At 80.1% G+C, this 20068-nt stretch carries 15 protein-coding genes; 1 reads left to right on the top strand and 14 read right to left on the bottom strand.

The window, feature by feature from the left end; all coding sequences use genetic code 11:
* From D5H78_RS04720 to D5H78_RS04700, 5 genes are all read right to left on the bottom strand, one after another.
* Complete coding sequence (locus D5H78_RS04720; protein ID WP_119949129.1) at positions 1-1191, bottom strand: cysteine desulfurase family protein; 1191 nt, start codon at positions 1189-1191, stop codon at positions 1-3.
* Positions 1192-1231: 40 nt separating this feature from the next.
* Positions 1232-2206, bottom strand: a complete 975-nt coding sequence (locus D5H78_RS04715; RefSeq protein WP_119949128.1) for an electron transfer flavoprotein subunit alpha/FixB family protein — start codon at positions 2204-2206, stop codon at positions 1232-1234.
* A 41-nt stretch (positions 2207-2247) separates the two neighbouring features.
* Positions 2248-3036 (bottom strand): electron transfer flavoprotein subunit beta/FixA family protein, encoded by a 789-nt coding sequence (locus D5H78_RS04710; protein WP_119949127.1) that lies wholly within the window; start codon positions 3034-3036, stop codon positions 2248-2250.
* 114 nt (positions 3037-3150) lie between these two features.
* A complete protein-coding gene (locus tag D5H78_RS04705; protein WP_218566238.1) occupies positions 3151-3762 on the bottom strand; it encodes a response regulator transcription factor in 612 nt (203 codons plus the stop codon).
* A 31-nt stretch (positions 3763-3793) separates the two neighbouring features.
* A complete protein-coding gene (locus D5H78_RS04700) occupies positions 3794-4201 on the bottom strand; it encodes a hydroxyisourate hydrolase (RefSeq protein ID WP_218566237.1) in 408 nt (135 codons plus the stop codon).
* Positions 4202-4554: 353 nt separating this feature from the next.
* Between D5H78_RS04700 and D5H78_RS04695 the strand changes: the two genes are divergently transcribed.
* Complete coding sequence (locus D5H78_RS04695) at positions 4555-7704, top strand: AfsR/SARP family transcriptional regulator (RefSeq protein WP_133412002.1); 3150 nt, start codon at positions 4555-4557, stop codon at positions 7702-7704.
* 203 nt (positions 7705-7907) lie between these two features.
* Here the strand turns inward: D5H78_RS04695 and D5H78_RS19240 are convergent, their stop codons facing one another.
* The 9 genes from D5H78_RS19240 to D5H78_RS04655 form a co-directional block, all read right to left on the bottom strand.
* On the bottom strand, positions 7908-8126 hold the full coding sequence (locus D5H78_RS19240; RefSeq protein ID WP_165865600.1) for a hypothetical protein: 219 nt from the start codon (positions 8124-8126) through the stop codon (positions 7908-7910).
* A gap of 139 nt (positions 8127-8265) precedes the next feature.
* Positions 8266-9018: an ABC transporter permease gene (locus D5H78_RS04690; protein ID WP_119949124.1), complete on the bottom strand. Its 753-nt coding sequence runs from the start codon at positions 9016-9018 to the stop codon at positions 8266-8268.
* A complete protein-coding gene (locus tag D5H78_RS04685; protein WP_119949123.1) occupies positions 9008-10024 on the bottom strand; it encodes an ATP-binding cassette domain-containing protein in 1017 nt (338 codons plus the stop codon). Before D5H78_RS04685 ends, D5H78_RS04690 begins: the two co-directional genes overlap by 11 nt.
* A 140-nt stretch (positions 10025-10164) precedes the next feature.
* Positions 10165-11103: a lantibiotic dehydratase C-terminal domain-containing protein gene (locus tag D5H78_RS04680; RefSeq protein ID WP_119949122.1), complete on the bottom strand. Its 939-nt coding sequence runs from the start codon at positions 11101-11103 to the stop codon at positions 10165-10167.
* A gap of 24 nt (positions 11104-11127) precedes the next feature.
* On the bottom strand, positions 11128-12642 hold the full coding sequence (locus D5H78_RS04675; RefSeq protein ID WP_218566236.1) for a nitroreductase family protein: 1515 nt from the start codon (positions 12640-12642) through the stop codon (positions 11128-11130).
* A complete protein-coding gene (locus D5H78_RS04670) occupies positions 12639-14579 on the bottom strand; it encodes a TOMM precursor leader peptide-binding protein (protein ID WP_218566235.1) in 1941 nt (646 codons plus the stop codon). The genes D5H78_RS04675 and D5H78_RS04670 overlap by 4 nt, the downstream gene beginning before the upstream one ends.
* Positions 14576-16378 (bottom strand): hypothetical protein, encoded by a 1803-nt coding sequence (locus D5H78_RS04665; RefSeq protein WP_133412001.1) that lies wholly within the window; start codon positions 16376-16378, stop codon positions 14576-14578. Before D5H78_RS04665 ends, D5H78_RS04670 begins: the two co-directional genes overlap by 4 nt.
* On the bottom strand, positions 16375-18900 hold the full coding sequence (locus D5H78_RS04660; RefSeq protein ID WP_119949120.1) for a lantibiotic dehydratase family protein: 2526 nt from the start codon (positions 18898-18900) through the stop codon (positions 16375-16377). Before D5H78_RS04660 ends, D5H78_RS04665 begins: the two co-directional genes overlap by 4 nt.
* A complete protein-coding gene (locus D5H78_RS04655) occupies positions 18897-20045 on the bottom strand; it encodes a hypothetical protein (protein ID WP_218566234.1) in 1149 nt (382 codons plus the stop codon). The genes D5H78_RS04660 and D5H78_RS04655 overlap by 4 nt, the downstream gene beginning before the upstream one ends.
* Positions 20046-20068 lie beyond the last annotated feature (23 nt).

Here is a 20068-nt window from a genome sequence, read left to right as displayed (position 1 = left end):
TCAGCCCCTCCCCGCCGTCGCCAGGCCGGCGGCGCGGGCGCGGGCCACCGCGGGGCCGAGCGCCGCGACGGCCGCGTCGACGTCCTCGCGGGTGGACGTGCGCCCCAGCGAGAAGCGCAGCGAGCCGCGGGCGAGGTCGTCGGGGACGCCGGCCGCGACGAGGACGTGGCTCGCGCGCGGCACGCCGGCCGAGCAGGCCGAGCCGGTGGAGCACTCGACGCCCTGCGCGTCGAGCAGCATGAGCAGGGCGTCGCCCTCGCACCCCGGGAACGACAGGTGGGCGTTGCCGGGCAGCCGGGCGCCCGGCACGTCGAGCGGCGCGCCGTTGAGCACCGCGTCGGGCACCTCGGCGAGCACCCGGCGCACGAGGTCGTCGCGCAGGGCGGCGACGCGGGCCGCGCGCCCGGCCAGCCCCTCGACGGCCGCCCCGGCGGCGACCGCGAAGGCTGCGGCGCCGGCGGCGTCGAGCGTGCCCGAGCGGACGTCGCGCTCCTGCCCGCCGCCGTGCAGCAGCGGCACGGCGCGCACCGCGCGGCCCAGGAGCAGCGCGCCGACGCCCACCGGGCCGCCGACCTTGTGCGCGGTGACGGTCAGGGCGTCGAGCCCGCTCGCCGCGAAGTCGAGCGGGACCTGCCCGAGGGCCTGCACGGCGTCGGAGTGCACCGGCACGCCGTGCCGGTGCGCCAGCGCGACCACCTCGGCGACCGGCTGGACGGTGCCGACCTCGTTGTTGGCCCACATCACGCTCACGAGCGCGACGGACGCGGGGTCGGCCGCGAGCGCGGCCTCGAGCGCGTCGAGCCGCAGCCGCCCCTGCGCGTCGACGGGCAGGACCTCCAGCCGCGCGCCCTGGTGCTCGGCCAGCCACTGCGCGGCGTCGAGCACGGCGTGGTGCTCGACCGCGCTGACGAGGACGCGGTCGCGGCGCGGGTCCTCGGCGCGGCGGGCCCAGTAGAGGCCCTTGACCGCGAGGTTGTCCGCCTCGGTGCCCGACCCGGCGAGCACGACCTCGCTCGGCGTGGCGCCCAGCGCGCGGGCCAGCGCCTCGCGCGACTCCTCGACGACCCGGCGCGCGCGGCGCCCGGCGGCGTGCAGGGAGGAGGCGTTGCCGACGGCGGTGAGCTGCTCGGTGAGGGCCTGGACCGCCGCCGGCAGCATCGGGGTGGTCGCCGCGTGGTCGAGGTACGCCATGGCCCGGCCAGCGTAGTCGGGCCGCGGCGCACCCGCCGCCCTAGCCGCGGGCCTCGAGCTCCTCGGCGAGCTGCGGCAGGACCTCGTTGACGTCGCCGACGACGCCGAGGTCGGCGATCTCGAACAGCGGCGCCTCGGGGTCCTTGTTCACCGCGACGATGGTGCGCGAGGTCTGCATGCCCGCGCGGTGCTGGATGGCGCCGGAGATGCCGGCAGCCAGGTAGAGCTGCGGCGACACGGTCTTGCCCGTCTGCCCGACCTGCTGGCTGTGCGGGTACCACCCCGCGTCGACCGCGGCGCGCGAGGCGCCGACCGCGCCACCGAGCGCGTCCGCGACCCGCTCGACGAGGGCGAAGCCCTCCCCGGAGCCGAGGCCGCGCCCGCCGGCGACGACGACGGACGCCTCGGTGAGCTCGGGCCGACCGGTGCCGGCGCGCTCCCTGCGCTCCACGACCGCCGCGGCCGGGACGCCGTCGTCCGCGACGGCGAGCTCGCGCACCGCGGCGGTGCCGCCGGTGCGCTCCGGCGCGGCCGAGTTGGGCTTCACGACGACGACGGGGACGCCGCGCACGGCGCGGGAGCGGACGACGTACGCCCCCGCGAACACGCTCTGCACGACGACGGGCCCCTCGGGCCCGGCCTGGACGTCGACCGCGTCGGTGAGCAGCCCCGCGCCGAGGCGCACGGCGAGCCGCGCCGCGGCCTCGCGCGCGTCGTGGGCGGCGCCGACGAGCACGGCCGCGGGCTCGCCGACCTCGCGCACCACCGCCTCGAGCGCCGCGGCGGCGGGGGCGACGACGCGCTCGCCGGCGCCGGGCACCTGCACGGCCCAGACCGTGGTGGCGCCGTGGGCGCCGAGGGCCTCGACCGCCTCCGGCGACGGCGTGCCGAGGACGACCGCGGCGGGGTCGCCGAGGCTCCGGGCGAGGGCCAGCAGCTCGAGGGCGGGCTTGCGCACCCCGCCGGCGGGGTCGGGGTGGTCGGCGGGGCCGACGAGGACGAGGACGTCGCTCACAGGGGTCTCCTGCTCGGGTGCGGGGGCGGGGTCGTCGCCGGTCAGGCGAGCTTTTGCTCGGCGAGGAAGGCGGCGATCCGCCGGCCCCCGTCGCCCTCGTCCCTGACGACCGTGCCCGCGGTGCGGGCCGGGCGGGGGACGACCTCCTCGACGACGGTGGCGGCCGCGGCCAGGCCGACCTGCGACGGGTCGATGCCGAGGTCGGCCAGCGACCACGTCGTCACGGGCTTCTTCTTCGCCGCCATGATCCCCTTGAACGAGGGGTAGCGGGCCTCGCCGGTCTGGTCGGTCACCGACACCACGGCCGGCAGCGGTGCGCGCACCACCTCGCTGGCCAGCTCGCCGTCGCGCCGGGCGCGCACCTCGCCGCCCTCGACGGCCAGCTCGCCGGCGAGCGTCGCCTGGGGCACCCGCAGCCGCTCGGCGAGCATCGCCGGCACCACCGAGCCGGCGCCGTCGGTGGAGGCCATGCCGCAGACGACGAGGTCGTACCCGGTGCGCTCGAGGGCCGCGGCGAGCACCAGGCTGGTCGCGAGGTAGTCGCTGCCGTGCAGGGCGTCGTCCTGCACGTGCACCGCGGCGTCGCCGCCCATGGACAGCGCCTTGCGCAGCGCGTCGGCGGCCTGCGCCGGCCCCATCGTGAGGTAGGTGACCCGGGCCCCGACCGCCTCGGCGACCTGCAGGGCCTGCTCCACCGCGTACTCGTCGAGCTCGGAGAGCCGGCCGTCCACGGCCGCGCGGTCGGTGGTGCCGTCGGCGGCGAAGCCGCGCTCCCCCGCCGCGTCCGGCACGTGCTTGACGCAGACGACGATCCTCAGGGGCTCGGGCATGGGCGGTCGCGACCTCCTCGTCGGGGCCGGGCGACGGTGCCCGGCGGGCCGTACGCTACCCGCCGGTAGCCCCCGGCTCCACCCGCTCCTCCCGGTCCCGCGCGCGCCCCGCCCTCACAGCCAGCCGCGCTCCTGCGCGATGCGCGCGGCGTCGAAGCGGTTGCGCCCGTCGAGCTTGCGCAGCGCGGTCGAGGTGACGTTGCGGACGGTCCCGGAGGCCAGGCACAGCTCCTTGGCCACCTCCTTGGCCGAGGCGCCGGCCCAGGTCAGGCGCAGGACGTCGCGCTCGCGGTCGGTCAGGGTGCACTCCCGCGAGGGCTCGCGGCGCTCGCGCGGGCCCGGCAGGTGCATCGGCACGCAGCCGACGGACACCGCGCGCACGGTGCGCACGAGGTGCCCCAGCGAGGCGTCCATGGGCACGACCGCCCACACCCCCGCCCGCCCCGCCTGCTCCACGAGGCCCCGGGTGGGGCTGGGGGCGACGAGGACGACCTTGCAGCCCTGGCGCACCGCGAGCACCCGCCGCGCGAGCGCGGTGCCGGTGGTCCCGGTGCCGGCGGCGCCGAGGACGAGCACGCCGGGGCTGGTGCGCTCGGCGACGGGGACGACGGCCGCCTCCTCGCGGGCCATCCCGACGACCTCGAAGTCGGGCACCGCGGCGAGGGTGTGCGCCAGGGCGTCGAGCAGCAGGTGGTGCGCGTTGCCGATCATGATCCGTACGGCCATGGTCCGTGCCCTCCTCGGGCGGGCGGGCCCCTCAGGGGGCGGTGGTGGTGGGGGTGCCGGCGGTGCTGCCGGCGCTCGTGCTCGTGGGCGCGCCGGCCGGCGCGGTGTGGACGGTGCAGGCCGAGGGGGCCAGCAGGACGCTGACCCGCTGCTCGCCGGCGTCGGCGGCCCGCAGCGCGGCCGCGACCTCGGTCTGCGCGGACGCCAGCCCGAGCGAGGCGAAGAACCGCCCCGACGCGACGACGACCCGCAGCGCGGCGGCGGGGCCGAGCGGCCCGGCGGCGGCGCCCCAGGCGCTCGCCGGGACGGCCCCGTCGTCGTCGGCCGCGACCGTGGCCACCTCGCGCCACCCGGAGCCGTCGCGCGCCTCCAGGCGCACCTCGACCCCGGACGCGGCCGCTCCGTGCACCACGTCCACGACCTCCACCGACACCGGCACGTCCGCCTCCTCCGGCGGCCCCGGGCAGGGGCCGCGCGCTCCGTCGGGCCGGCCGTGCGCCGGCCCCGTCCGTCCCCTGCGGCGGGGCGCCTCGCGGCGCTCCCCGGCGGGTACGGCGATCGTGGCGAGCGGCCCCATCGCCCGGCTCTCGCCGCGCTATCGGTGCGCCGATAGCGCGGGCGGGGGCGACGGGGGGCCCGGACGCGGCGGCCGGGGAGCCCGGCCGGGTCGGTCGCGGGCCCCGCGGCGGGACGTACCGGGGCCCTCCGGGCGCCCTGCGGCCGGCCCAGCGGTGACGCTGCGTGAGCGCACGGGCGGTGCGGCGCACGACGCGGGGGCACCGATCGGCTAGCGTGACGTCGACCACGAGCGATGCCGCGGGCCCCGTGCCCGCGCACCGGCCCTGGAGCGCCATGGAGTTCAAGGTCCTCGGACCGCTGACCGTCCTCGCGGACGGGCGGCCCGTCGACGTGGGCGGACCGCGCCAGCAGTGCGTGCTCGCCGTGCTCCTGCTCGCGGCCCCCGACCCGGTGGGCGTCGAGGCCCTCGTCGACGCGGTCTGGCCCGACGACCCGCCCGCCACGGCGCGCGCGCAGGTGCAGATCTGCGTCTCCAAGCTCCGCCAGCGCCTCGGCGCGGGTGCGGGCGGCGCCGGGGACCCCGCGGCGATCCTGACCCGCCCCCCGGGGTACGCCCTGCACCTCGGCGACGCGACCTTCGACCTGGCCCGCTTCCGGGCGGCCCGCGCCGGGGCGCGCGCGGCCGGCGCGGCGGGCCGCCCCGGCGAGGGCGCGGCGCTGCTCGGCCCGGTGCTGGCGGCCTGGCGCCCCCCGACCCTCGCCGGCATCGAGAGCCCGATGGTGCGCGACGCGGCGACCCGCCTGGACGAGCACCGGGTCTCCGCGCTCGAGGAGCTCGTCGACCTGCTGCTCGCCGCCGGCGAGCACGGCGAGGCGCTCGCGGTGCTGGGCCCGGAGGTCGACCGCGACCCCCTGCGCGAGCGGCTGCGCGCGCAGACGATGCTCGCGCTGCACGCGTCGGGGCGGCAGGCCGAGGCCCTGGCCGAGTTCCAGCGCGCCCGCCGGGTGCTCGTCGACGAGCTCGGCCTGGAGCCCGGCGAGGAGCTGCGCCGGATCGAGGCGGCGGTGCTGCGCGGCGCCCCGGTGCCGGCAGCGCCGGCGGCCGCTCCCCCCGCCGGGCCGGCCGTGGAGGCGGCGACCGACCCGGGGACGGCAGCGGCGACGCCCGTCCCGCCGGCGGAGCCCGGGCCCGCACCGACCCCCGAGCGCGCGGGGCCGCCGCACCTGCTCCCGGCGGCCGTCGCGGACTTCACCGGCCGCAGCGGCACCGTCGCCGAGGTGGAGGCCGCGCTGTCCGGCGGCTGCCCGGACGGCCCGGCCCCGGTGGTCGTCGTCAGCGGCCCCGGCGGGGTGGGCAAGTCCGCGCTCGCCGCGCACGTGGGGCGCCGGCTCGCCGAGCGCTTCCCCGACGGGCAGCTCTTCGCCGACGTGCACGGCGCGACGCGCCCGGTGCGCGCCGCGCAGACGCTGGAGCGCTTCCTGCGCGCCCTCGGGGTCCCCGGGCCCGCGGTGCCCGACGGCGAGGAGGAGCGGGCCGAGCTCTACCGCGACCGCCTGGCCGGGCGGCGCCTGCTCGTCGTCCTCGACGACGTGGCGACCGCCGCGCAGGTGCTCCCGCTCCTGCCGCCGGACGGCTCGAGCGCGGTGCTGCTCACGAGCCGGCGCCGGGTCACCGCCCTGCCGGGCGCGCACCGGGTCGACCTCGGCACCTTCAGCACGGCGAGCGCGGTGGCGCTGCTGGAGCGGGTCGTCGGGCCGGAGCGGGTGCGCGCGGCGCCGGAGGACGCCGCCGAGGTCGTCCGCCTCTGCGGGCACCTCCCGCTCGCGGTGCGCATCGCGGCCGCGCGGCTCGCCGCCCGGCCGCACTGGTCGCTGGCGACGATGGTGCAGCGCCTCTCCGACGAGGCGGGGCCGCTCGACGAGCTCCGCCACGAGGACCTCGCGGTCCGCGCGACGCTGCAGCTGGCCTACGACACCCTGGACGAGCGGCCCCGCGCCCTGCTGCGCCTGCTGGCGCTCGTGGACGCGCCCGACGTGGGCGGCTGGGCGGCGCCCGCGCTGCTCGGCGTGCCGGTCCGGGTGGCCGAGGACGTCCTCGACGAGCTCGTCGAGGTGCACCTGCTGGCCGTGGTGACCGGCGCGGGGGCCGACGAGGCGACGACGCGCTACCGGCTGCACGACCTCGTGCGCCTCTTCGCCCGCGAGCGCGCGGCCCAGGAGGACGCCGCCGCCCTGCGGGAGGGGGCCGTGCGGCGCTACCTCGCGAGCCTGCTGCACCTGGTCGGCGCCGCGCACGCCGCCGAGCACGGCGGCGACTACCTCCAGCTGCACGGCGACGCGCCCCGCGAGCCCGTCGACCCGGCCCTCGCGCGGCGCCTCCTGCGCGACCCCCTGCGCTGGCTCGCCAGCGAGCGCGCCGCCCTCGTCGCCGCGGTCGCGCAGGCCGCGGCCGCGGGCGAGGAGCGGCTGTGCTGGGACCTCGCGGTCAGCGCCGTGACGCTCTTCGAGGCGCACGCGCACTTCGACGAGTGGCGCGAGACCCACGAGGTCGCGCTCGCCGCGGCCCGCGCGGCGGGCGACGAGCTCGGCGAGGCGGCGGTGCGCGCCTCGCTCGCCGCGCTGCGCGTCGCCGTGCAGCAGCTCGGGCCCGCCCAGGAGGAGCTCACCGCCTCGCTCGCCACCTTCCGGGCCCTCGACCAGCCGCTGGGCGAGGCGATGGTGCTGCGCCACCTCGCGTACGTCGACCGGGTCCGCGGCGACCTCGGGCGGGCCGCGGCCCGCCAGGAGAGCGCCCTGGCGCTGTTCCGCCGGCTCGGCGACCGCCTCGGCGAGGCGCACGCCCTGCGCGGCCTGGCCCAGATCCGCATCGCCCTCGGCCGCGGCGACGAGGCGGTCGCCGCGCTGGACGAGGCGTCCAGGCTGTGCACGGGCACGTCGCGCCGGGTGGGCGCGCAGGTGGAGCACGCGCTCGGCGAGGTGCACCTCGCGCACGGGCGGGTGGACGAGGCCCGCGCCTGCTTCAGCCGGGTGCTCGAGTTCGCGGGGGCCAGCGGCGACCCCATCGCCGAGCTGTACGGCCTGGCCGGGCTCGGCGTCGCCAGCGCGCGCGCCGGGGACGAGGGGCTGGCGCACGAGCGGCTGGAGCGCGCCGCCGACCTCGCCCTCGAGCGCCGCCAGGACCGCATGCGGGCCCAGGTGCTGCTCGAGCTGGCCGCGCTCGACCAGCGGGCGGGCGACCTGCCCGCCGCCCGCGGCGCCGCCGAGCAGGCGCTGGCCGTCGCCGAGCGCCTCGGCGCGCAGCGGGCCGCCGAGGCCGCGCGCGACCTGCTGACCGCGCTGGCGCGCCCGGGCCCGGCGGTGCCCGCACCCGCGCCCGGGGCCGACGCCGCGCTGCCCGGCGCCACCGCGGCAGGGCGGGGCTGACCCGACCGGCTCCACCCGCGCGTCGCGGACGCGCCGCCGCGCGCCTGACCGGGCACGCACCGGAGCACCCTCCGGGCGACCCGCCCGAGCCCCCCGCCCCGGCCCGGCCCGTGACGCGGCGAGGGGCGCCCGGCCGGTGCCGGGCGCCCCTCGTGCGCCGTGCTGCGCGCGCCCCCGGCGCCCCCCGTGGGCGCCGGCCGGCCTCAGCCGCGGCCGGGGGCGTCCCACGGGGTGCTGGTGCCGCCCTTGGCGCCGCCGGCGGGCTCGCCCGCGACGACGGGCCCGACCGGGGCGAGGGCCGGGTCACCGGCGGCGGCCGCGCCGGCGCCGAGGGTCAGGGCGCCGGCGGCGAGCGCCAGCGCGAGGGCGGTGCGGGCGGCGGCGGAGCGGGTACGGGTGGCGGTGCGGGCGACGGTGCTCATGGCTGCTCCTGCGTCTCTCGGCGGTCCGCCCGGTCCGTCCGGGCTGATGCACGAGAACGTAGGGACGCCCCCTATTGCCCCGCTATCACCGCGCCAGCCGCCCGCCATCCCCGCACCGGCGCCCCGTCGGGGACGGCCCTCAGGCCGCCTCGCGGTGGAAGGTCCGCACGCCCCACGCACCGGCGGCGAGCGCCAGCGCGGCGGCGACGGCGCCGCCGGTGAGCGCGACCCGCCCGAGGTCCCCGACGAAGGCGGCGCGCTCGGCGTCGACGACGTGGGCGAAGGGGTTGGCCCGCGACACCGCGTGCAGCCAGGCCGGCGCGAGGCCCATGGGCAGCAGCACCCCGGACAGGAGCAGCAGCGGCAGCGAGAACGCGTTGAGCAGCGGCGCGAAGGCCCCCTCCGAGCGGATCCGCAGGGCGAGGGCGTACGAGACCGCGGACAGCGCGGCGCCGACGAGCGCGACGAGGACGAGGCCGACGGCGACACCGAGCAGCGGGGCGCGCAGGCCGAGCAGGGTCGCGCAGCCGAGCAGGAGCAGCGCCTGCACGAGGAGCACCGCGACGTCGCGCAGGACGCGCCCGAGCAGCAGCGCCGCGCGGGGCACCGGCGTGACCCGCATGCGGTCCAGGACCCCGGCCCGCACGTCGGCCATGAGGCCGAAGCCGACGAAGAGCGAGCCGAAGAGGGCCTGCTGCACGAGCAGGGCCGGCACGAAGACCTGCAGGTGGTCACCGGGGCCGAAGCCGGGCGCCGCGGCGACCGCCTCGAGCAGCGGGGCGAAGAGCAGCAGGTAGAGCACCGGCTGCGCGAGCCCGGCGACGACCCAGGCGGGGCTGCGCAGGTCCTGGCGGGCGGTGCGCCCGAGGACCTGGAGGGTGTCAGACAGCATCGAGGACCAGCTCCTCGTCGGCGCGGCGGGGCGCGGGGGCGGGGACGGGCGCCGGGGCGGGCCCGTCGAGGGGTCGGCCGGTGAGGGCCAGGAAGACGTCGTCCATGCTCGGGCGCCGCACGGCGACGCTCGCGAGCCCGTGCCCGGCGGCGTCGGCGGCGCGCAGCAGCAGCGGGAGCGCGGTGTCCCCGCGCGGCACGCGCAGGCGCACCGCGTCGCCGTCGACGGCCAGCCCCTCGACGCCGGGCACCCGGGCGCACGCGTCCGCGACGGCCGCCGCGGTGCCCGGCGCGGCGGCGACGAGCTCGACGGCGTCGCCGTGCAGCCGCGCCTTGAGCTCGTCGGGGGTGCCGGCGGCGACGATGCGCCCGGCGTCCATGACGAGGACCCGGTCGCAGAGCGCCTCGGCCTCCTCCAGGTGGTGGGTGGACAGGAAGACCGTGGTCCCGGTCCGCGCGCGCAGCGACCGCAGGTGGTCCCAGACGTCGGCGCGGCTGTGCGGGTCGAGGCCCGTGGTCGGCTCGTCGAGGAAGAGCACCGGCGGCTCGTGCACGAGGGCCATCGCGAGGTCGAGCCGGCGGCGCTGGCCGCCGGAGAGCGCGCGGGTCGGGCGCGCCTCGAGCCCCGTGAGGTCGAGCGCGCCGCACAGCGCGTCGGCCCGGGCACGGGCCCGCCCCGCCCCCAGCCCCTGCAGCCGGCCCTGGACGACGAGCTCCTCGCGGACCGGCACCTCCGGCCCGGAGCCGCCGGACTGGCCGACGTAGCCGATCCGGCGGCGCACCCCGACGGGGTCGCGGCGCAGGTCGGCCCCGGCGATGACGGCCTCGCCGGCGTCGGGGCGCAGCAGGGTGGTGAGCATGCGCATCGTCGTGGTCTTGCCGGCCCCGTTGGGGCCGAGGAAGCCGACGACCTCGGCCGCCGCGACGTCGAGGTCGACCCCCTCGACGGCGCGGACGGTGCCGGCCCGGCTGCGGAAGCTGCGGGCGAGCCCGCGCGCTCTGATCATGTCGTCCTCGTCTCGTCGGTGGTCCGTCGGCGGTTCGTCGTCGGGCGGGTACGGGCGCCGTCCACGCTCCCCGGGCACCGGGCCGCGGGGCCCGGGGAGCGTGCGACCGGTGACGCCCGTCAGGGCGGTCGTGACGCCGGTCAGCCGCGCGGGGGCGCGGGTCGGTCCCCGGCGGTCGCGGCGAGCCAGGCGTACGTCCGCAGCTCGTCGAGCAGGGTCAGGCCGAGCCGGTTGTGGAGCATGTGCACGTGGCTGGAGAGCAGCCCGCCCGGGGGGTACGGCGTCTCGGCCCGCACCCGGCGCACGAGCCCGGCGAGGCCGCGCTGCCAGGGCGCGAACGGGCCCGGCGCGTCCGGCACGGGCGGCACGTCGGCCCCCACGCGCACGGCGGCGCCGACGACCTCCGCCGGGTGCGAGAGCAGCGCCCACTCCCGCCAGGCCCGCACGCCGTGCGCGTAGTAGTCCGCCCGCTCCCCCGGCCCGTCCAGCACCGCGGCCGCCACCGCGGTCGCGCGGGCGGCGAGCGCCGTCCGGGGCACCGGCGGCTCCCCGCCGCGCCCGGACGCCAGGTACGCGAGCACCGCCTCGCTGGAGGTCTGGAAGAGCGCCTCGCTGTCGGGGAGGAGGGCGGGGCCGCCGTACCGGTCGACCTCCGGCTGGTACGGGGTCCGGTGCACCCCCGGCGGCAGCAGGTCGCGCACCGTCGCGTCGCGGCCGCGCTCGCCCGCGGCGAGCCGGGCGGCCCCGTCCGCGTACGCCGACGCGTCGACCGGCACCTCCCCGGGCCGCAGCGCGCCGACGCCCACCAGGCGCGACGCGAGCTCGGCCTCGACCGCGTCGGCGGTGCCCGCGTCGAGGTCGCGCACCCGCAGCCGCAGGTGGGGCCCGGACTGCCAGAACCGCAGGAAGAACCAGGGGTGCCCGGGCAGCGCCGCGACGACGGGCGCGACGACGCCGAGCGCGACGCGGTCGTGCAGCGAGCGGGCGGGCGAGGCCAGGTGCAGGTGCCAGGCGGTCCAGGCGGCCCCGGGGTCGGGGGCGGCGGCGACGGCTGCGGGCTGGTCGGCGGTGGCGGTCACGGGGCGGCTCCTGGGTGGCGGTGGTCAGAGGCGGAGGTCGAGCAGCGCGTCGGCGTGCCGGGGCGTGCCGACGACCACGGCGAGGGCGACGGTCTCGTCCGGGGCGAGGCCCAGCACGCTCTGGAGCGGCTCTTCGCGGAAAGCGCGTACCGGCCGGGCGTACAGGCCGTGCGCAGCGGCGGCGAGGCAGAGCCCGTGGGCGGCCCAGCCCGCGGCGCGCAGGGCCGAGGTCCACCCGCCGGGGCCGATCCGGTCGACGACGGCGCGCGGGCGGAAGGACAGGAACCAGACGGCGGACGCGTGGCGGACGTCGCAGCCGTTGACGGGCGATGCGGGGTAGCCGTAGTGCCGCTCCAGCAGCGCCGGCAGCCCGGCCTCCGGGCGCACGGGCACGGGCAGCCCGTCCCGCACGACGTGGAGCCCGTCCCCGTGCCCCTCGACGTCCTGCACCGCCACCGACGCGCGCAGCTCCGCGTGGGCGACGGCGAGCGTCGTCCCGGGTGGCGGCACCGCGACCCACCGGGCGGCGTCGTCGAGGACCGCGCGGGGGACGCGCCGGCGCCGCCCGGCCATGCCGTGCAGCCCGCGCGGCATCCGGCCGCTGGTGCGGTCCCACAGCACGTCGGCCCAGGTCCTGTCGCGCGCCGCGAGACCGTCGGGCACGCCGTGGTGCACCGGGGCGGGGACGCCGTCGGAGCGCTGGGCCCGGTCGGCGGCGAGGACCTCGGCCAGCACCGGGTCGCCGTCGACCCGCTCCGCACGGGCGGTGGACCGGGCGGGGTCGGGGCCCGCGGCGGCACCCACCTGGACGCGCAGCGGCAGGGACCAGTGCTCGCCGGCCGGCAGCCCCAGGGCGTGCGGCACGCCCGCGTCGCGCTGCCCGTCGGGCAGCACGAGCCGCCCCGCGACGCCGTGCAGGCCGAGCGCCAGGGCCAGGGAGCGCAGCGCGAACCCGGACTCGAGGTCGACGAGGGAGCCCCGGAACCACCGGTAGCCGCGCGGGACGGCGGCGTACCGGCCGGTCAGCAGCACCTCCTCGCCGGCGCCGGGCCCGCGCCCGGGCAGGTCGACGAGCGCGCGGCGGGCGGGGTCGAGCAGCCGCGCGCGGTGCGGGTCCGCGAGCACCGCCTGCACGGGGAAGAGGCAGCGGGCCGAGGCGTACGGCCGGTGGTCGTTGTAGGGGTTGGCCGGCTCGCGGCGCAGCGGCGCGAAGGCCGTGGCGAGGGCGTGGCCCAGGGCCTGCGGGACGGCCGGGGCGCCCCCGACGGTCGGGTACCGCGCGGCCTGCAGGTGCCGCACCGCGCCGACCGGCAGCGGCGCGCGGGCCCCGCCCCCGGGAGCGGGTGGCGGGACGTGCTCGGGCGGCGGCGGCTCGGCCAGCCCCGCCCAGGCGGGCGGGGCCGGCCGGTCGACGCCGGTCGCGTACGCGTGCCACAGCGGTTCGCGCGCGATGGCGGTGGCGCCCTCGTCCCCCGGCACGTGGACGGGGCACGCCCCCGGTGGGGCGCCCACGGCGCCCGCGGCGCCCGCGCGGCTCACGGGAAGGGGTGGGGGTCGTAGGGCGGGCGGCGCGCCGCCTGGGGCGTGCCCGCGAGGGCCCGGTCCAGGCGCGGCAGCCCGGCGAGGCGCTGGTGGGCGTGCCCGAAGCACATGGGCAGGCTGTGCGGCACGACGGCCTTGACGACGGAGATCCCGACGTCCGCGTGGTCGCGGCTCGTCTGGTCCACGAGCACGAGCCGGTCGAGCCCCGCGGCCACGAAGAGGTCGCGCACCAGGGCGAGGCTGCCGCGCAGGTCCCCCCGCGCGGCCCGGCCGACCCGCCCGGGCCAGTCGGGGAACGCCTCGGCCAAGGTGGTCCGCGGCCCGCCGAGCGCCGCGGTCACCCGCGGCAGCGCCTCGGGCAGCGAGTTGACGCGCACGTGGTCCTCGAGCTCGCGGACGAGCCAGGGGTCCTCGTGCATCGCCTCGGCCTGCGCGCGCGTCCAGTCCACGGGGTTGGTGACCAGCTGGGCCACCTCGCGCAGGGCGCCGCGCACGGCCCCCACCGGGTCGGCCCCCGAGCCGGCGGAGGAGAACGTGGCGGGGAAGCGGCCCTCCCGGTCCACGGCGAGCACCCACACCACCGGGACGGCGACGTCCTGCGTCGCCACGAGCAGGTGCACGTCGAAGCCGCGGGCGGCGACGAGCCTCAGCAGCGCCTGCGTCGTGCCGTCGGGCACCGAGCCGGGGTCGATCGCGGGCAGCGGGCGCGCGGCGTGCCAGGCGAGCTGGAACGCGTCCCGCTCGGCCACCTCGAAGAGGGCGTGCAGCGCGGCCTCCTCGAAGCTCGACCCGACCGCGCACCCGCTCGAGGACTCGTGGAACCAGCGGCGCTGCGCCCCCGGCCCGGCCTCGCGCGCGGCGCGCCGGTCGCGGCGGAACGCGTAGTCGTACTGGTAGAAGCCGACGTCCGCCGGGACGAGCAGCGGCCGGCCGGTGACCAGGTCGTGGCCCCACACCCAGTCCATCGGGGTGGAGGCGTCGAAGGGCCGCACGCGGCACGAGGGGTGGGCGAGCTGCTCCCCGGTCAGCCGGCCGAGCGTGAGCGGGTCGACGGCGCGGTCGGCGACCTCCGACCACGGGACGTCCTCGAGCACCGGCGCGTCGAAGGGGAAGCCGCCGAGGCGCTCGTACGCCTCGAGGACCGCCACGGACTCGGTCTGCGCGAAGGTGCTGGCCCGCCCGTGCCCCATGGCCGGGGCCTCGGGCAGCACGGCCATGCTCATGGCGAACGGCACGCGCGACTCGCGCAGCACCGCCCGCACCGGGCCGAAGCGGTCGTCGACGAGGTCGCGGTGCAGGGCCGCCCGGTCGAGGACCGGGGTGCCGACCGCGCCTCGCGTGGGGTCGTCGGCCGCGACGGGCCGCGCCACGAGCCGCAGCGGGCCCGGCGTCGTGGCGGGCCCCGGGACGGGGCCGCACAGGGCGCAGTGGACGCTGCGGTGGACCCGGTGCCGCCGCGTGCCGGCGGGCCCGACGGCGAGCAGCTCGCCGGGGCCGAGCGGGGCCCGCGCCAGGTGGCGCGCGGCGGCCTCGAGCAGCTCGGGCAGCACGGGCGCCAGGGCGCCCACGCGGCGGCGCGGCACGGCCGGGCTGGAGGCGAGGGGGTGCCCCACGGCGCTGCGCGAGCGCGCCTCCGCGCACCCGGGGCAGCCCGCGGTCGTCCCCGGCACCCACCGGGGCCCGATCTGCACCTCGTCGTCGTGCACGCGCACGCTGAGGTGCTCCCGTCCCTGGGAAGCGCTGTCCTGCCAGGACTGCCGCTCCCACGCCAGGTCCCAGCCCCGGTTGGCCACGACCGCCGCGTCGACCACCCCGGCCAGCGCGGCGACGGCGCCGGCCCAGGCGGGCGCCGGTCCCGCGGCCGGTCCCAGCGCCACGGGCGGCGTCGGCGGGGCGGCGGCCCCTGCCGGGCGGGTGTCGGCGAGCTCGGTCACGGCCTGTCCTCCTCGTCGCGGGCCCCCGCGGGGGCGTCGTCCTCGTGCAGCGGGCGGGCCCGCACGGCTCCGCTCCAGATCCGGCCGTCGCCGAGCACCGGGTCGCGGTGCCGCCGGCCCTCGAAGCGCAGCGCGTCGGCGAGGGCCACGGCGATGACCTGCTTGGCCAGCGCGGCGACGGTGGCGTCGTCGGCCCGGACGAGCGCGTCGGTGCGGGTGCCGGGCACCAGGTGCGCCTCGGGCACCAGCCGCGGCACCAGCGCGGCGGCGAGGGCGTCGGTCACCGCCGCGGCGGCGTCGACGCCCCAGGCGCTGCCCAGCTCGACGCCGGTCGCCGGGTCGGCGAGCCGGGCGAGCACCCAGTCCACGCCGGGCACGCGCAGCAGGCCCGCCTGCGGCGGCGGGGCTCCGGTGGCGACGTACGCGTCGCGCAGCCGCGCGGCCTGGGGCCCCGCCTCCGCGACCGGGTCGTCCCCCGGCTCCGGGACGGGACGGGCGTCGGCGGCGAGGACGCGCAGCGCCGCGTCGAGCAGCCAGCGGCCCCGCGTCGTCCCGGCGGCGGCGACGCCCCGGGGCGGCGCGCCGTACGGCGGGACGCCGTCGGGCACCTCCTCCTCGGGGCCGTCGCCGGGGCCGTCGTGCCGGACGCCGGTGCGCAGCGCCTCGAGCACCGCGGCCAGCGTGGCCGCGCGCTGGTCGTCGCCGGCGCCCACCACGGTCTCCCCCGCGACCTCGACCTGCGCGAGGCGCAGGGCGAGCGGCAGCTGGAGCAGGTCGGTGCCGGGGAGCAGCTCGACCGGGCCGGTCCAGCGGCCGGTGAGCTCCTCCGCGGCCGCGAGGCCCTCGTCCTCGTCGGGCGCCGCACCGTCGTGCGCGTCCCGCAGCACCTGCGGCCCGGTGGGCCACGGGGCGGCGACGCCGGGGACGACGACCCGCTCGTCCGCGAGGTCCGGCCCGTGAACGACGTGCGCGGCGCCGGGCTCGCCGACGCCCGCGATCTCGTCGAGGAGCAGCCCCGCGGAGAGGGCGCCGCCGAGCGCGTCGGCGACCGGCCTGCCCTCGCTGCCCACCCCGGCGCCGGCGCGGGACAGCACCCGTCGCGCGGCGCCGCGCCAGGCGGCGGCGCCCGTGGCGTCGCGCACGGCCGGGCCGGCCAGCACCGCGCGGTCGTCGAGGAGCAGCGGGACCACGGGCGCGCCCGCCGCGAGCGTGCGCTCCAGCGCAGCGGCCGCGGCGTCGAGCCCGTCCTCCCCGGGTGCCCCCGGGCGGGTGGTGAGGCAGAGCAGCACCACGTCGGCGCCCGCGGGGTCGGTCCCGGCCCCGCCGGCGCGCACCTCGCCCACCGCGTTGCGCCGCAGGCTCCGCGCCGCCGGCTCCACCGCCTCCCCGGGCCCGGCCAGGACGACGACCGCCGCGCGCAGGCGGGCGAAGGCGGCGTACGGGTCGTCGCTCACCGCCTCGAGGTGCGCCAGCACCTCCGGGTGCCGCTCGCGCACCGGCGCCGGGGGCGCCGGCACGGTGAAGCGCTCCTCGTCGAGGAGCAGGTCGTGCCGGCGCAGCTGCGCGACGACGTGGCGCACGGCCGGGCGGGCCCGCTCGGTGCCCAGCGCCGCGACGAGGTCGTCCTCGCTGGCACCGTCCTCGAGCAGCGGCACGCACGCGTCGGCGACGGTGAAGAGCGCGTCGGAGCCGCGGAGCACGAGCTCGGCGCGCGCTCCCGCGAGGTACACCCCGCCGGGGACGGGGGCGTAGTGCAGGTGGGGTCGCGCCCGGAGCACGGGAGCGGTCGTACGGGTCATCGGGTGCCTCCTGCGGAGCGGAACGGGCCGCCGGGGCGGCGGCCGACCTCCACGACCCACTCCGAGGCGTGCCCGCCGTCGCCGACGGCGGGCGTGGCCTCCTCGAGGTAGCCGTGGCCCTGCCCCTCGGTCCCGCGCCGCTCGAGCAGCCGCGGGAGCACCCGGGCGTACGTCGTGCTGGCGAGGTCGAGGTACTGCGGCTTCTGCTGCAGGCGCCGGGCCTGCGCGTCGGGCGCGCTGACGGACAGCGGCCCCTCGTCGGCGGGGGTCGTCTTGAGCACGACCTCCTCGGGCACGCCGTGCCGGGCGCGCCAGGTGGTGAGCGCCAGGAGGCGCTCCTGCTCGGTGGCGGCGCCGGCCGCGCCGGCCAGCTCGTCCCCGCCCCACCACCGGCGGCGGCCGACGACGACGTCGCCGACCGACAGGCGGGGGCAGGTCGTGGTGGCCCGCGCGTCCCAGCCGGTGGTGCGCAGCCAGCTGCTCGCGAGCCCGCCGTACAGCCGGCCGCTGATGACGAGCCCGGTCGCGACGGACAGCGGCGGCGGGAAGAGCCCGGGGTGCCCGGCCCCCAGCGGGAGCACGCGCAGGGTGCGCCCCTCGGCGTCCTCGACCGCGAGGGCGTCGGTGGCGGGGTCGTGGCGCAGGCGCAGCGCGTACCAGTCGTCGGGGCGCAGCCCGTCCGGGAGCACCCGGCGGTGCACGTTGACGTTGAGCCCGTGCAGGCCGAGGTCCTCCACGACCCGGGCGCCCCCGGCGCCGTACACCTCCTGCAGCCGGGCGGCCAGGCGCGGGACGGCGTCGCCGCCGAGGCGGTGGTCCGCCTCCAGGAAGCGGCCGACGAGCATCCCGTGCCCCGGCAGGCCGTCGTTGAGGACGAGCCGGCCCTGCCACGGCTGCACGAGCACGCCGTAGAGCAGCGGGTCCCGGCGGAAGCGCTCCGGCACCCCGGCGACGAGCTCGCGCACGTCCTGCGCGGGGAGCACCACCTCGGCGTCGCCGGCGGCGGCGGCCTTGCCGAGGTGCGCGTGCACGGCGTCCTCGACGTGGCGCCGGACCGCCCACAGCGCCTCGAGGCTGCCGTCGGCGGGGCCGACCCCGGCGGGGCGCCCGCCGGTGCGGAAGGCCTCGTCCATGACGAGGGCCCGGCGCGAGACCTCCCCCACGAGGTACGGCGCGTGCTCGGCCAGCGGCACGACCGCGCCGGCGCCGAAGCGCTCGACGAACGCGGCGGCCATGAGCGCGCGGACGTCGTGCAGCCAGTCGTAGACCGACAGCAGGTCGGTCGCGGCGCCGAGGTCGTCGAGCGGTCCCTCCCACCCCTGCGTCGCCACGGTCGACGGCGGCAGGACGTAGTCCTCGTGGACCACGACCCGTGCCGGGCGCCCCGCGGCGCGGCTCGCGTCCGCCAGCGCCTGCTCGAGGTCGGCGAGCACGGCCGGGCGGTCGTCCGCGGGCGCGGCGGCCAGGCGCGGCAGCAGCTGACCGGCGGCCCGCAGGTGCGCGGCGGCGCCGTCGCCCGGCCGGTCGAGCAGGGCGGCCAGGTCGGCCTGCCCGTCCTCCTCGCGCGCCGAGGCGGTCAGCAGGCCGCCGGCGACCGAGCCGAGGACGTGCGCGAGGGCCTGCTCGTACGGGACCCCGCCGGCGGCGGCGAGGTCCTGCGCCACCCGGCGCGCGGGCCGCGGACCCATGGCCACCGCGTCGAGCAGCAGCCGGAGCCCCGGCGTGACGGGGGCGGCCATCCGCTGCAGCCCCTCCGGCGTCGGGCGCAGGAAGAACAGCTTGCCGGCGGCGGCGTCGAGCGCGGAGGTCGGCGCGAGGCCGACGTACGCGTCCTCGGGCGCGGCCGGCGCGTCGAGACCGCCGAGGACGTGGTCGAGCATGACCCGGTCGACGCCCGGGAAGGCGGTTGCCCCCTCCAGGGACGGGGCGTCGAGCGGCGCTCCCGCGGGGTCCTCGACGGCGAGCCCCACCGCGGTGAAGCGGGACAGCGGGCTGGTGCGCACCAGGGCGCGGGAGAGGTACTGCAGGAGCCCGCGCTCGGACTTGCGGGTGCGGGCCGGCACGGCACCGCCGGCGAGCACCGCCTCGCGGTAGCGCCGCGCCCCCTGCTCGACCTCGGGAGCGACCAGCGCGAGCGCGCGGCGCAGGTCCTCGTCGCCGAGCAGCCCGGCGAGGGTGCGCCGCTCGGCGTCGGCGGCACCCTCCGCAGCGGCGAGCAGCGCGGCGCGGGCGTCGTCCCGGGCGGCGCGGGCCGCGGCCCACGGCGCGAGGACGGCCGGCACCTCGCCCTTGGGGGCCTTGTCGTCGCGGACGGCCCGGCGCAGGGCGACGAGGCGGCGGCGCGCGGCGTCGTCGTCGGCCGAGCCGACGAGCGCGTACAGGGCGTCGGACGCCCGCCCGGCCTCTGCGGCGAGCGCCTGCTCGGCGTCGGCCAGCCGTGCGACGGCGCCGCGCAGCGCGGGGTCCGCGATGCGGCGGCGGGCCAGCGGGTTGGCGCGCAGGAACCACAGGGGCGCGCTCACCGGGCACCGCCCTGCACGAGCTGCTCGCGGACGAGGCGCTCCTGCCAGGGGATCCCGAGCACCTCGTCGACCGCCTCGGCGACCGCGAAGCAGGTGTACGCCCGCTGCAGCGGCGACACCGTCAGCAGCGGCAGCTGCTGGTAGAAGAGGTTGACGAGCAGCCGGTAGGCCGCGAACCACTCCGTGGGCGCGGCGACGACGCCGGAGGCCTCGACGTCGCGGTGGAAGTCGCTGTCCGGGGAGGGACCCGCCGGTCCCGACGTCGCGGCACCGGGCGGGCCGAGCCGCGCCTGGTCGACGCCGGCGGTGACGCTGTCCAGCAGGTCGTTGGTGAGCCGCCCCTCCGCGACCGCGGCGTCGAGCACGCCCTGGCCGTAGGCGAGGGCGGTGCGCCAGGCGGCGCCGGACGGGCCGGGCGCGCCGGCGAGGCGGCGCTCGACGACGGGGCGCAGGACGGCGGCGTCGCGGGCGGCCCGCTCGCGGAAGGCGGGGCGCAGGTCGCGGCTCGGCCGGGTCCAGGCGAGGAAGGCCTCGGCGTGCGAGCGCAGGGAGAAGACGCCGTACGCCGCCCCCAGCGCGTGGGTGTCCGCGACGGCGGCGAACGCCTCGGCCAGGCGCTCCACGCCCCGGTCGGGGTGCCCCGCGAGCTCGTCGACGGTGTCGACGACCACCGGGCACAAGGCGTTGGCGACGACCTCGCGCAGCCCGTCGAGGCGCGGGTCCCCGGACGCGGCGGCCGGGGCGTCGAGCAGCTCGACGCACCCGTGCGGGCGCAGCGGCAGGTACGGCGGCGGCACGTCCTCGAGCCGCCCGAGCTCGCGGGCGCTGTCGAGGTAGTCGGCCTCGTCGAGGGCCTGCGCCGGGTCGAGCGGCCCCGCGTCGAGGCGCACGGCCAGGGCGGGCCAGTCGACGGCCGCGCCGCGCGGGTCGCGGGCGACCACGTCCACGTGCGGGCCGTGCCGCCAGCCGCGGCGCAGGTAGACGGTGCCGGCGCCCTGCTCGCGCAGGCGGCGCACGACGGGGACGACGGTGCGGGACAGCCACGCGAGCGTGACGGGCCCGCGGGTGTGCAGCCGGACCCCCGTCGCGACGCCGTGGGGGCGCTGCGCGACCTGCGGGGCCCGCTCGGGTGCGGCGACGGCCATCGGTGAGGCACCTCTTCCGGGAG

This window comes from Vallicoccus soli (assembly GCF_003594885.1).
GTDB classification, from domain to species: Bacteria; Actinomycetota; Actinomycetes; order Motilibacterales; family Motilibacteraceae; genus Vallicoccus; species Vallicoccus soli.
The sequence above is the reverse complement of the archived record's forward strand: the minus strand, read 5'-3'. Positions and strand labels throughout refer to the sequence as shown.

Excerpts from the sequence above, each read along its gene's own strand:
- D5H78_RS04720 (WP_119949129.1), bottom strand. The coding sequence starts at position 1,191 with ATGGCGTACCTCGACCACGCGGCGACCACCCCGATGCTGCCGGCGGCG.
- D5H78_RS04710 (WP_119949127.1), bottom strand. The coding sequence starts at position 3,036 with ATGCCCGAGCCCCTGAGGATCGTCGTCTGCGTCAAGCACGTGCCGGAC.
- D5H78_RS04705 (WP_218566238.1), bottom strand. The coding sequence starts at position 3,762 with ATGGCCGTACGGATCATGATCGGCAACGCGCACCACCTGCTGCTCGAC.
- D5H78_RS19240 (WP_165865600.1), bottom strand. The coding sequence starts at position 8,126 with ATGAGCACCGTCGCCCGCACCGCCACCCGTACCCGCTCCGCCGCCGCC.
- D5H78_RS04690 (WP_119949124.1), bottom strand. The coding sequence starts at position 9,018 with ATGCTGTCTGACACCCTCCAGGTCCTCGGGCGCACCGCCCGCCAGGAC.
- D5H78_RS04685 (WP_119949123.1), bottom strand. The coding sequence starts at position 10,024 with ATGATCAGAGCGCGCGGGCTCGCCCGCAGCTTCCGCAGCCGGGCCGGC.
- D5H78_RS04665 (WP_133412001.1), bottom strand. The coding sequence starts at position 16,378 with ATGACCCGTACGACCGCTCCCGTGCTCCGGGCGCGACCCCACCTGCAC.
- D5H78_RS04655 (WP_218566234.1), bottom strand. The coding sequence starts at position 20,045 with ATGGCCGTCGCCGCACCCGAGCGGGCCCCGCAGGTCGCGCAGCGCCCC.